Source organism: Hespellia stercorisuis DSM 15480, assembly GCF_900142165.1.
Taxonomy (GTDB): domain Bacteria; phylum Bacillota; class Clostridia; order Lachnospirales; family Lachnospiraceae; genus Hespellia; species Hespellia stercorisuis.
The window spans coordinates 1-12,569 of sequence record NZ_FQZY01000094.1; the positions used below are offsets into that span (position 1 = coordinate 1).

The window sequence follows — 12,569 nt, forward strand, 5'->3', positions numbered from 1 at the left end:
GTATTTGGCATGGAATCCATATATCAAAGAACTTAAGCAGACAATAAAAAATACATCTTCAGGGCTACTGGAAAGTTTTCGCGGACTGACAGTAACGAATGAAGATGTATCCTACATTTTTAAGTACACAACAATGTACTTGGAATAACAATGTTATTTTAGCACAGGTGGTGGTTAAATGAAAGACGAAATAACTGAATAATCCACATTTTTTTAGGATTGGCTTCGTGGACCTATACGAAGTGCATAACAAAAGGCGTTAACAAGGAAAATGTGGATAAAGTGCTAAAAAGCATAAACAGTAGATGAGGGATAGACATAATTAAATTTATTCCTCAACGCTGTAGCTAAATCAATCTGATTGTGTATGATATTGAAATAAGGTATAATATCCCTATCAATTTGAATTGTGAGGGAGGAGAATACTAGGTATGAAAGATGGAATATCTCTTGGCAGGGGAATTTTGTGGGTACTTGTCTGGTTTGGTTTTATGTTATTATATACTACCTTGGATGTTGTGTTATGGAGAAAGTTGCCTCCCATTTACGGAAAATATATGAACCTGTTTTCAATTATTTTTTGTATGTTCGTGTTCCTTGTTTTGCTGACAAAAGAAAACCGTTTCAAATTAAATTTATCCGCTAACATTTCATTTCATGGAATATTGTTGGCATTAGGGTGTGCCATACTGTTCTATTTTCTTTTGGATAAAGGGTTAGATCCCATATTTGAAAAATTTTTTCCAGTAAGTGAGGAAGGATATCAGCAAACACTCAAGGCTTTGAGTACGACACCAATTACCAGTTTAGTTCAGGTTTGTATTCTTGCGCCGTTTATAGAAGAAATTCTAATGAGAGATTTTTTGCTTAGTGGGTTGGCATTAAATTACGGAAAGGTAATAGCTTTATTTGTTTCTTCAATGTTGTTTGCCTTACTCCATTTTAACATGGTGCAAACGCTTTCAGCGTTTATTTGTGGTATCGTATTAGGTCTGCTTTATTTGCATACAGGTTCGATATTCTGTTGCATATTAACTCATGTAGGATATAATTTAATTTCTTACATCACAATGATTTTACCGCTGTACGGCAAATAGCAGACATATTATATAGGCGTTGTTAAATTTCAGTATGACAATTTTATATTCAATATCACATAAGCAGTTAGTCCATACGATTGACTGCTTTTTTCATGCCATGAAAGGAGGTTTTATGGCACTACTGAAATACAAAGGCAAGCGGATTCGTGCCAGTGACAAATCGCTGGTGTACCGCTTTTGCACAGGTACGCTCCTGATCGTGTTCATAGCGGTACTTCTGCTACTGAATCTCGGACAGCTCATGCGTACCGACTGGAACAATTTCAGCCTGTTTCAAAATAACGGGCTGACACTTTCGACCTACAACATCATAACAGTAATCATGGCGACTGGTATCTGTACACTGGTCGCTTTTTGTTATTACCGATTCTGTTATGACAGCTACAAACGGTTCGTACACCGCCAAAAGCTGTCACGCATGATTCTGGAAAATGGCTGGTATGAAGCAGAAACAACACAGGGAAACAGTTTTTTCACTGACCTGCAATCCAGTAAATCAAAAGAGAAAATCAGCTACTTTCCCAGAATCTATTACCGCATGGACAATGGCTTGCTTCATATCCAGTGTGAAATCACGCTGGGAAAATATCAAGACCAGCTTTTATGCTTGGAAGAAAAGCTGGAAAGTGGCTTGTACTGTGAATTGACCGATAAGACGCTCCATGACGGCTACATTGAATATATTATGCTCTATGATATGATAGCCAACCGTATCAGCATTTCCGAAGTACAGGCAGAACATGGTGGATTGCGATTGATGAAAAATCTGGTGTGGGAATATGACGCACTTCCACACGCCCTTATTTGTGGTGGCACTGGTGGAGGTAAGACCTATTTTATACTGACTATCATTGAAGCTCTGCTCCGCACCAATGCGGTGCTGTATATCCTAGACCCAAAGAACAGTGACCTTGCAGACTTGGGTATGGTTATGAAAAATGTCTACTACCAAAAGGAAGATATGATTGATTGTGTCAATGCCTTTTATGATGGCATGGTGTCACGCTCCGAAGCAATGAAGCTCATGCCGAACTATAAGACGGGCGAAAACTACGCCTATCTGGGGCTTGCTCCCCACTTTCTGATATTTGATGAATATGTGGCTTTTATGGAATGTCTCACAACAAAAGAAAGCATTGCCGTACTTAGCCAGCTAAAGAAAATTGTCATGCTGGGACGACAGGCAGGATATTTTCTAATTCTCGCCTGTCAGCGACCAGACGCAAAATATTTCAGTGACGGAATAAGAGATAACTTTAACTTCCGTGTGGCACTTGGGAGAATGTCCGAACTGGGTTACGGCATGATGTTTGGCAGTGATACCAGCAAGAAGTTTTTCCAGAAGCGTATCAAAGGACGTGGTTATTGCGATATGGGAACAAGTGTTATTACAGAATTTTATACCCCCTTAGTGCCAAAGGAACACGATTTTTTGCAGACGATTGGAGAACTTGCAGACACAAGGCAGGACGGACAGGTGGCGTGCGAAGCGAAAGCCACAGGTACGGACTAGCCTTGCTGGTGTGGCGAAGCCACGCCAGCTTATCCGCCCCTCGGTATCTAACAGAGGGGCACAAATGACTAGGAAACAGTCATAAAAATATCGGGAATCCAGCAAAAAACAAGGGTTTTTGATACCTAATGCTGGGTGTGACATTCGCTTGTAATTGTCACAATTCTATGAATGGAGGGATAACAACTGAATGAAACAAACTGGATAACAGGTTTAAAGGAAAAACGGACAGCTTACGGAGTCTCACAGACACGGCTTGCACTCATGGCTGGAATCAGCCGTGAACATTTAAGCCGTATTGAAACGGGGAAAGTCGCACTGACAGCGGAAATCAAGGAACAGCTTATGACAGCACTGGAAAAACTCAATCCCGACAATCCGCTTTCCATGCTGTTCGATTATGTGAGAATCCGCTTTCCAACAAATGATGTCCAGCACGTTATACGGAACATTTTAAAAATCAACATGGATTATATGCTTCATGAAGATTTCGGATTCTACAGTTATACGGAACACTATTACATTGGGGACATATTTGTGCTGACATCTCCCGATGAAGAAAAAGGTGTCCTGCTGGAACTGAAAGGAAAAGGCTGTCGGCAGATGGAAAGTTATCTGCTGGCACAGGAGCGAAGCTGGTATGACTTCTTTATGGACGCTCTGGTTGATGGCGGTGTGATGAAACGTCTTGACCTTGCCATTAACGATATGACAGGGATTCTCAATATTCCAGAACTGACACAGAAATGCAAAGAGGAAGAATGTGTATCGGTCTTTCGTACATTCAAGTCTTATGGTTCTGGGGAATTGGTTCGGAATCGGGAAAATGACAAGATGGGAATGGGTTATACCCTGTATATCGGCTCATTAAAAAGTGAGGTCTACTTCTGCTGTTATGAAAAAAATTATGAACAGTATGCAAAGCTGGGGATTCCTTTAGAAGAAACGCCGATTAAGAATCGTTTTGAGATACGACTTAAAAATGACAGAGCCTACTATGCGGTCAGAGATTTGCTGACTTATTATGACGCTGAACGTACCGCCTTTTCCATTATCAACCGTTACATTCGGTTCGTGGATAAAGAGGACAGCAAAAAGCGGAGCGACTGGAAACTCAATGACCGCTGGGCTTGGTTTATCGGACAAGGAAGAAACCCCTTGAAGCTGACAACACAACCCGAACCCTACACCTTAGAGCGAACCTTACGCTGGATAGCAAGACAGGTCGCTCCTACTCTGGAAATGCTGGAACAGATAGACGCTGGAAATAATACGGACTATCTGAAAAGTATCAAGGAAGCAACAAAACTTACAGAGAAGCACAAAAAAATAATCAGTCAGCAGACGGCTTCCCCACAGGAAGTCGTTTTGAAGTAAAGGAGGATTTAAAAAATGTGGCACTTATTGTTTAACATTCTGCTGGTATCACTTGGGGCGGTCTTTGGATTCGTTCTTATGTGTCTTATCAGTGCAGGAAAAGAAGCAGACAAAAATATGGAAAAAATGAATGGGAGGAATGAAGAATGAATTTCGGGCAAAATTTGTACAACTGGTTTTTAAGTAACGCACAGAGTCTTGTGCTAATGGCAATCGTGGTAATTGGTATCTACTTAGGATTCAAAAGAGAGTTTTCTAAACTTATCGGATTCTTGGTGGTTGCCTTAATTGCAGTAGGTCTTGTATTCAATGCGTCTGGTGTCAAGGACGTATTACTGAACTTATTCAACAAGATTATCGGAGCGTAATTATCAATCGTTTGCGGTATCGCAAACATACATTTCCCCCTGTGGGAGTTCGGGCATAGGGGGAAGAAAGGGGGTTACGGAATGGTACAAAAATAGTACCCTGCTATTTCTGATTGTATAACAACATGAAAAAAGGTATAATGTGGATATAAAAAACAATTTGAATTTGTCGGATTACTGAGATATTCAGAACATAGGATTGAGGTAAAGATATTGAGAGCGATACATTATGCGGGTTTAAATGAAATTAGTTTTTCACGGGCAATTCCACAAACCATTTTAGATGTTGGCTTCGGAAACGGGTCATTTACTCAAGTGGTTTCTGCTACATTCCCGAATAGTGACATCACTGCTATTCACTTCTATTCCTAAGTTATTTTTACCGCAAAAAAGTAATACAAAGTAGAAGCTGTGGAGGTGTTCTATGTTTAACGAAATATGTATATATGAAGCAAAATTAACTAAGTTAGATGAAATTGAAGAGCTAATGAAAGAAGTAGCTGAATTTTATTTGAAGCAAGCTGGTGTCATTGATGTACATTACATAAAACGCACCCACCGACAAAAAGATTTTAATGCGGTTAAAGAGGGCGAATTACCTATCCGTCTTACAAGAAATGTGGGTAAGGTGACATATGTATTATATTGGGTGCTGGAAAATGAAGAAGCTCATGCTAGAGTATCTAAGCTTGGTGTAGAGAAGTTTTATAAACGCTGGAATCGTTGCTTAACCACAATGCCTAAAATAATTTTAGGTGAGAATGTCATCTAAGCTACAAATAACAGTTTGTAAAATTGAATATCCACACACAAAGTAGTAAGTCATTATGATTTGCTACTTTTTTTGTACCTATTTATCAGCAACCAAATAAAAGAAAGGACATAAAGCCTATGGAAGAATTAAAAGTATTACTGGAAGCCAAAACACCAACGGACGGGGAACTGCCCTCTGCTTGGTTTGAACTTCCAATTTATGATTATGAAATCGAAGAAAAATTAGGAGTGGAAATGGATTCAGACGATTACCGTATCTTGGAAATGGAACTTCCCTTTTCAGATGAAGTCAGGGAAGATACACCAATCGAAAAACTAAACGACCTGTACCATATGTACAGCACACTGCCACCTTATGTAATACCATTTTATGAAGATGTGATGTGCTACTTTTCTAATCTGGAAGAACTGCACCACCACCGTTTTGACATTCTCGATTATCCAGACTGTAAAAACATGACTGACCTTGCCCGTCATGTGCTGTCAATCAACCCAGAATTTCAAGCACTGTCAGAAGAAACTATCCGTTACTTTGACTTTGAAGCCTACGGGGAATATCTGGACAGTAACGGACGTTTTCTGGAAACAGAGGACGGTATCTTGGAAATGCCGTAAGAAAGGGTGTGATACTTAATGGACGATATGCGAGTATATATTGCGAATCTTGGCAAATACAACGAGGGCGACCTTGTAGGCGACTGGTTCTCATTCCCACTGGACGAAGAAGAAATAGAAGAACGTATCGGATTGAATAGCGAATATGAAGAATACGCTGTCCATGATACAGACAACTTCCCCTGTGAAGTTTCCGAGTACGCTTCCATTGATGAACTGAACGGTATGTATGAAATGATAGAGGAACTTCCGTCAGAAGTGGTGGACAGTCTGGACGCTTTTATGCTCCACTTTGGAAGTCTGGAAGCGGTCTGCGAACACGTAGACGATATTGTTTTTTATTCCGACTGTGACAGCATGGAGGACGTTGCCCGTTACTATGTTGAGGAATTACAATCATTAGGGGAAGTTCCTGCAAGTCTGGAATACTACATTGACTATGAAGCATATGGACGTGACTTGGAAATAGAAAGAACTTTTATCGAATCCAGTCGTGGTATGTGCGAGATTATGAGATAGGTGCTGTCTGATCATAGCCCTGCATAGGGATATTCAGACAGCCTTTTGACACTTAGGGGTAGTTGGTTTTAATACTGACTGCCCTTTTTTCATACCAACAATGAAAGGAGCAATCTATTGAAGAAAATTAAAAGCTACACGGGTATCTGGAACGTGGAGAAAGTCTTGTATGCAATCAATGACTTTAACTTACCGTTTCCCGTTACCTTTACACAGATTACATGGTTTGTCATTACGGAATTTATCATCATTCTGTTTGCTGACTTACCGCCACTTTCCATGATTGAGGGTGCATTTTTGAAATACTTCGGGATTCCCGTTGCCCTCACATGGTTCATGTCGCAAAAGACGTTTGATGGCAAGAAGCCTTACAGCTTCCTAAAGTCCATGCTGACCTATGCAATCCGACCAAAGACCACCTATGCAGGAAAAGCCGTGAAACTGCATAGGGAAACGGTCAATGAAGCAATCACGGCAGTTAGGAGTGAAATCTATGTACCCGATTAAATATATGGAAAATAACCTTGTCTGGAATAAGGACGGGGAGGTATTTGCCTACTATGAGCTGATACCCTACAACTATTCGTTTCTGTCCGCAGAACAGAAATTCATTGTCCATGACAACTTCCGTCAGCTCATTGCACAGAGCAGGGACGGGAAAATCCATGCCTTACAGATAGCAACGGAAAGTTCCATAAGGAGCATACAGGAACAGTCAAAGAAATTAGTCACAGGACGCTTGCGTGAGGTGGCGTTACAGAAAATTGAGGAACAGACGGAAGCCCTTGTTTCCATGATTGGCGATAATCAAGTAGATTACCGCTTTTTTATTGGATTTAAACTCATGGTTACGGAGCAGGACGTCAATCTTTCTGGCATGAAACAGTCTGCCCTTATGACCTTTAAGGAGTTTCTAAACGAGGTCAATCACACGTTGATGAACGACTTTGTTTCCATGAGTAATGATGAAACCAACCGCTACATGAAGATGGAAAAACTACTGGAAAATAAAATATCCAGACGCTTCAAGGTTCGCAGACTGGATAAGAACGACTTCGGGTATCTTATCGAGCATATCTACGGCAGGGACGGCATTGCCTATGAAGATTATGAGTATCATCTGCCAAAGAAGAAACTGAAACAGGAAACGCAGATTAAATATTTTGACCTTATCCGACCTACCCGTTGTCTGGTGGAGGAAAGCCAGCGACACTTACGCTTGGAGCATGAGGACGGGGCAAGCTATGTGACCTACTTTACGGTCAATTCCATTGTTGGAGAGTTGGACTTCTTACAAAGTGAGATTTTCTATTTCCAGCAGGAGCAATTCACATTTCCTGTAGACACTTCCATGAATGTTGAAATTGTCCCCAACAAGAAAGCCTTAACTACCGTCAGAAACAAGAAAAAGGAATTGAAAGATTTAGACAACCACGCCTACCAGTCTGGAAGTGAAACGGCTTCTAACGTGGTTGACGCACTGGACAGTGTGGACGAGCTGGAAACGGATTTAGACCAGAGCAAGGAAAGTATGTACAAGCTGTCCTATGTTGTCCGTGTATCTGCTCCCGACTTGGAAGAGCTGAAACGCCGTGTTGATGAAGTCAAGGACTTTTACGATGACCTCAATGTGAAGCTGGTTCGCCCTGCTGGGGATATGCTGGGCTTGCATGGGGAATTTTTACCAGCAAGTAAGCGGTACATCAATGATTATGTCCAGTATGTCAAGTCTGACTTCTTGGCTGGGCTTGGATTTGGTGCGACCCAAAAGCTGGGAGAAAACACGGGAATCTATATCGGGTATTCCGTGGACACGGGAAGAAATGTGTATCTGCAACCCTCTCTTGCGTCACAGGGTATCAAGGGAACAGTTACCAATGCCCTTGCGTCTGCCTTTGTGGGTTCGCTGGGTGGCGGTAAATCGTTTAGTAATAACCTTATTGTCTATTATTCTGTGCTGTTCGGAGGACAGGCGGTAATCTTAGACCCAAAATCAGAGCGTGGAAACTGGAAAGAAACACTTCCAGAAATCGCACATGAAATCAATATCGTAAATCTTACCAGTGACAGGGAAAATGCAGGACTGCTTGACCCCTTTGTGATTATGAAAAATGAAAAGGACGCTGAAAGTCTTGCTATTGATATATTGACCTTTTTAACAGGTATTAGCAGTCGTGATGGGGAAAAGTTCCCTGTCCTTAGAAAAGCAATTCGTTCTGTGACACAGAGCCAAAGCAAAGGGCTGTTGTACGTCATTGACGAATTACGAAAAGAGGACACCCCTGTATCACGAAACATTGCAGACCATATCGAATCCTTTACGGACTATGACTTTGCACATCTGCTGTTTTCGGACGGCAACGTGGAACACGCTATCAGTTTGGAAAACCAGCTTAATATCATACAGGTTGCAGATTTGGTTCTGCCCGATAAGGACACTACCTTTGAAGAATACACCACCATTGAACTGCTGTCCGTGTCCATGCTGATTGTCATTAGTACCTTTGCACTGGACTTCATTCATTCAGACCGAAGCATTTTTAAGATTGTAGACCTTGACGAAGCATGGGCGTTCCTAAACGTAGCACAGGGAGAAACACTTTCTAACAAGCTGGTGCGTGCTGGACGTGCCATGCAGGCAGGGGTATATTTCGTTACACAATCCTCTGGGGACGTGGCAAAGGAAACACTGAAAAACAACATCGGCTTGAAATTTGCGTTCCGCAGTACGGACATCAACGAGATTAAACAGACCTTAGAGTTTTTCGGTATCGACAAGGAGGACGAAAGCAACCAGAAACGCTTGCGTGACCTAGAGAATGGGCAGTGCTTATTGCAGGACTTATATGGACGTGTAGGCGTAGTGCAGATACACCCTGTGTTTGAAGAACTGCTAACCGCCTTTGATACCAGACCACCCGTGAGAAATGAGGTGGTGTAATGGACGCAAAAGCCATAGGAAAGAAAGCACTTCATGTGCTGAAAATCGTTCTGCTGGTGGCGGTTGTGGTGCTGGTGGCTCTCTCTCTTGTAGGGACAGTCGCCCATGCTTCGGGGCTGGTGGACGATACGGTCAATACCAGCAACCTTTATTCAAAGTACCCTCTTAGCAACTACCAGCTTGACTTCTATGTGGATAGTAGCTGGGACTGGCTACCGTGGAACTGGCTGGACGGGATTGGAAAATCGGTACAGTACGGCTTGTACTGTATTACCAACTTTATCTGGACTATTATTTTGTATCTGTCCAATGCTACAGGCTATGTGGTGCAACAGGCGTATAAGCTGGACTTCATCAATGATATGGCAGACAGTATCGGACAAAGCATACAGACCCTTGCAGGAGTGACCGCAAACGGATTTTCCAGTTCTGGATTTTATGTGGGATTTTTGCTTTTGATTATCTTGATTGTAGGAATCTACGTTGCCTATACAGGACTGATAAAAAGAGAAACCAGCAAGGCACTTCATGCGGTCATTAACTTTCTGGTGGTGTTTCTGGTATCGGCTTCTTTTATTGCCTATGCACCCGATTACATAAAAAAGGTCAATGACTTTTCATCAGACATCAGCACTGCTTCACTGGACTTGGGGACAAAAATCATGCTTCCCGATTCAGAGAGTAAAGGAAAAGACAGTGTGGATTTAATACGTGACAGTTTATTTGCTATACAGGTACAGCAACCGTGGTTACTCTTACAGTTTGGAAATTCCGACATAGAGGAAATCGGTTCAGACCGTGTGGAAGCTCTGGTATCGGTCAGTCCGTCAGACGAGGACGGGGAAACAAGGGAGGACGTGGTAAAGGCAGAAATCGAGGACAAGGATAATAACAATTTAACCATACCACAGGTTATTAACCGTCTGGGAATGGTGTTCTTTCTCCTGCTCTTTGATTTGGGAATTACAATCTTTATTTTCCTGCTTACAGGCATGATGATTTTCAGTCAGATACTTTTCATCATTTTTGCCATGTTCCTGCCGATTAGCTTTTTGCTGTCCATGATACCCACTTATGAAAACATGGCAAAACAGGCAATCGTTCGAGTATTTAACACCATTATGACAAGGGCTGGAATCACGCTCATTGTGACCGTGGCATTTTCCATTTCCAGTATGTTTTACAATATGGCAAATACTTACCCGTTCTTTATGGTGGCGTTCCTACAGATAGTGACCTTTGCAGGAATCTATTTCAAGCTGGGCGATTTAATGAGTATGTTCAGCTTAAATGGCAATGACAGTCAGAACATGGGACGCAGAATCTTCCGCAGACCATATATGTTCTTTAGACAGCGAACAAGGCGAATGGAAAGACGGCTTGCAAAAGCGGTGGGGACTGGTGCTGTAGCTGGAAGTACCGCAGGGGCTGTGGCTAATTCCCTAATGGGTAACCGCACCTCCCGTAATACTACGGCAGGAAGTGAACCACGGAGTAACGCTACTTCCAGTATGGGAAGCCGTGCTGGGGCGAAAGTCGGTGCGGTCATGGACGCTAAAAACCATGTACGGGATAAGGCAAAGGCTGTGAAACAGACGGTCAAGGATATGCCGACACAGGCTGGCTATGCGGTCTACTCTGCAAAGGAAAAGGCAAAAGAAAATGTGTCTGACTTTAAGCGTGGTGTTATGCAGGAAAAAGAATCACGCACCAGCACCAGAGCCGAGAAACTCAATAATCACAGACAGAACGTGGCACAAAAGCGTATGGAAATGCAGAAAGCACAGGAAGCAAGGTACGGCTGGGACGGATCAGCGACAACAGGAGCTACCCGTCCACATGAACGCCCTGCCACCGCAACCAGAAAAGCAGATGTGACACCACAGGACAGGACACGCTCCACTACTGCCACAACGCCACATACGGAAACTATCAGAGAACGCACGGTAGCACCGACAAGGACAGCCGAGCCGACACCAGCAACCAGCAGACAGCAAGAAAAGGGTGCAAGAAGTTCTTCTGAAATACGGGAACTGCGAACCCGATATACCACAGAAAGGCATACCGAAACGTCCCAGCAGAGGACACAGCAGAAAACCACAGAAAAAAGCAATCGGTTTCCAAAGAAAGGACGGGATAAATGAGAATAAAGCATTTGGCTGTTATCGGCATACTCTTTCCGATACTGTTCTCCCTGCTGTTATTCTTTGGAATCCTAATCAGTGCGGAGGACGATGACGGAGGGAGCGGTAATTCTTCCACCGTCACAGGCATGAACCTGTCCGCAGATGTGCTGAAACATCAGGCAACCGTGGAGAAATATGCAAAGGAATACGGTATCAGTGAGTACGTCCCCTATCTGCTTGCGATTATGGAAGTAGAGAGCGGAGGACGTGCGGTTGATGTTATGCAATCCTCGGAAAGTCTGGGATTGCCACCGAACACACTCGGCACAGAGGAATCCATCAAGCAAGGGTGTAAATACTTTGCTTCCCTGCTTACTTCCATCAAGGAAAGTGGCTGTGACATCAACACCGCTGTCCAAAGCTACAACTACGGGGGCGGTTATATCGGCTATGTGACAAAGAACGGGAAAAAGCACAGTTTCAATCTGGCACAGAATTTTTCAAGAGATAAATCGGGCGGTGTAACGGTCACATATACCAACCCCATTGCCGTTGCCCGTAATGGTGGCTGGCGGTACAAGTATGGAAATATGTTCTATGTAGAGCTGGTAAATCAATATCTGACCGTCAATGCGGTATCTGGGAAATTGGCACAAACGGTTATGAATGAAGCCCTAAAGTATCAAGGCTGGACATATGTGTTTGGTGGAGATAACCCGAACACCTCTTTTGACTGTTCGGGACTGGTGCAGTGGTGCTATGGGAAAGCTGGCATAAATCTGCCACGGGTAGCACAAGCCCAGTATGACGCAACCCAGCATATCCCTTTATCACAGGCACAGGCTGGCGACCTCGTATTTTTCCATAGTACCTATAATGCAGGAACTTACATTACCCACGTAGGCATTTATCAAGGAAATGTAACTGTTCAGAACCCCCTTGGGGAACTAATTAATTTTTGTACAAAACAGAGAATTTTTAAAACCTGTTTTGCGATATTATTTCGGTAATTGGTGGATAACCAATTGTTTGTGATTGAATAATTTAATTCATTGTGGATTACTCTTTCAATCTTTCAAATAACTCTGATTCAAAGCCAAATTCTATGGCTTTTGAATATATTTAACAACAACTGAACATTGAAAAACATTACTTATCCACAGTCATTTTCACCATAGGTGAATCTATGTGAATTCGCTTTTTTCCTGAGTTTTTAGTACAATGGAGACATAAAAC

General features: G+C 42.6%; 11 protein-coding genes and 1 pseudogene. All 12 read left to right on the forward strand.

All coding sequences use genetic code 11. From position 1 onward, the window contains the following. The first annotated feature begins 431 nt into the window (after positions 1–431). Complete coding sequence (locus tag BUB85_RS19020; RefSeq protein WP_073113096.1) at positions 432–1,097, forward strand: CPBP family intramembrane glutamic endopeptidase; 666 nt, start codon at positions 432–434, stop codon at positions 1,095–1,097. Between the two features lie 115 nt (positions 1,098–1,212). Further along, positions 1,213–2,613: an FtsK/SpoIIIE domain-containing protein gene (locus BUB85_RS19025; RefSeq protein WP_073113097.1), complete on the forward strand. Its 1,401-nt coding sequence runs from the start codon at positions 1,213–1,215 to the stop codon at positions 2,611–2,613. A gap of 186 nt (positions 2,614–2,799) precedes the next feature. Beyond that, positions 2,800–3,990, forward strand: a complete 1,191-nt coding sequence (mobT, locus tag BUB85_RS19030) for a MobT family relaxase (RefSeq protein WP_073113098.1) — start codon at positions 2,800–2,802, stop codon at positions 3,988–3,990. Positions 3,991–4,005: 15 nt separating this feature from the next. Further along, entirely contained in the window at positions 4,006–4,140 is a 135-nt protein-coding gene (locus BUB85_RS19035; RefSeq protein ID WP_073113099.1) for a DUF3789 domain-containing protein, read from the forward strand. Then, entirely contained in the window at positions 4,137–4,358 is a 222-nt protein-coding gene (locus tag BUB85_RS19040; RefSeq protein ID WP_073113100.1) for a hypothetical protein, read from the forward strand. The genes BUB85_RS19035 and BUB85_RS19040 overlap by 4 nt, the downstream gene beginning before the upstream one ends. A 424-nt stretch (positions 4,359–4,782) precedes the next feature. Then, positions 4,783–5,130 carry a hypothetical protein gene (locus BUB85_RS19045; RefSeq protein ID WP_073113101.1) on the forward strand — a complete coding sequence of 116 codons (348 nt, stop codon included), beginning with the start codon at positions 4,783–4,785 and terminating at the stop codon, positions 5,128–5,130. Positions 5,131–5,249: 119 nt separating this feature from the next. Further along, positions 5,250–5,747 carry an antirestriction protein ArdA gene (locus BUB85_RS19050; RefSeq protein ID WP_073113102.1) on the forward strand — a complete coding sequence of 166 codons (498 nt, stop codon included), beginning with the start codon at positions 5,250–5,252 and terminating at the stop codon, positions 5,745–5,747. Between the two features lie 18 nt (positions 5,748–5,765). Then, the gene (locus BUB85_RS19055) at positions 5,766–6,266 is read left to right on the forward strand and encodes an antirestriction protein ArdA (RefSeq protein ID WP_073113103.1); all 501 of its coding nucleotides are present in this window, start codon (positions 5,766–5,768) and stop codon (positions 6,264–6,266) included. A 117-nt stretch (positions 6,267–6,383) separates the two neighbouring features. Continuing rightward, positions 6,384–6,773 carry a conjugal transfer protein gene (locus BUB85_RS19060; protein WP_073113104.1) on the forward strand — a complete coding sequence of 130 codons (390 nt, stop codon included), beginning with the start codon at positions 6,384–6,386 and terminating at the stop codon, positions 6,771–6,773. Beyond that, positions 6,760–9,207, forward strand: coding sequence for a conjugal transfer ATPase TcpF (tcpF, locus tag BUB85_RS19065; RefSeq protein WP_073113105.1), 2,448 nt, complete (start codon positions 6,760–6,762; stop codon positions 9,205–9,207). Before BUB85_RS19060 ends, tcpF begins: the two co-directional genes overlap by 14 nt. Then, positions 9,207–11,351: a CD3337/EF1877 family mobilome membrane protein gene (locus BUB85_RS19070; RefSeq protein WP_073113106.1), complete on the forward strand. Its 2,145-nt coding sequence runs from the start codon at positions 9,207–9,209 to the stop codon at positions 11,349–11,351. Before tcpF ends, BUB85_RS19070 begins: the two co-directional genes overlap by 1 nt. Then, positions 11,348–12,253, forward strand: a pseudogene (locus tag BUB85_RS19075) (bifunctional lytic transglycosylase/C40 family peptidase); the annotation flags it as partial. The gene BUB85_RS19070 and the pseudogene BUB85_RS19075, both read left to right, overlap by 4 nt. Positions 12,254–12,569 lie beyond the last annotated feature (316 nt).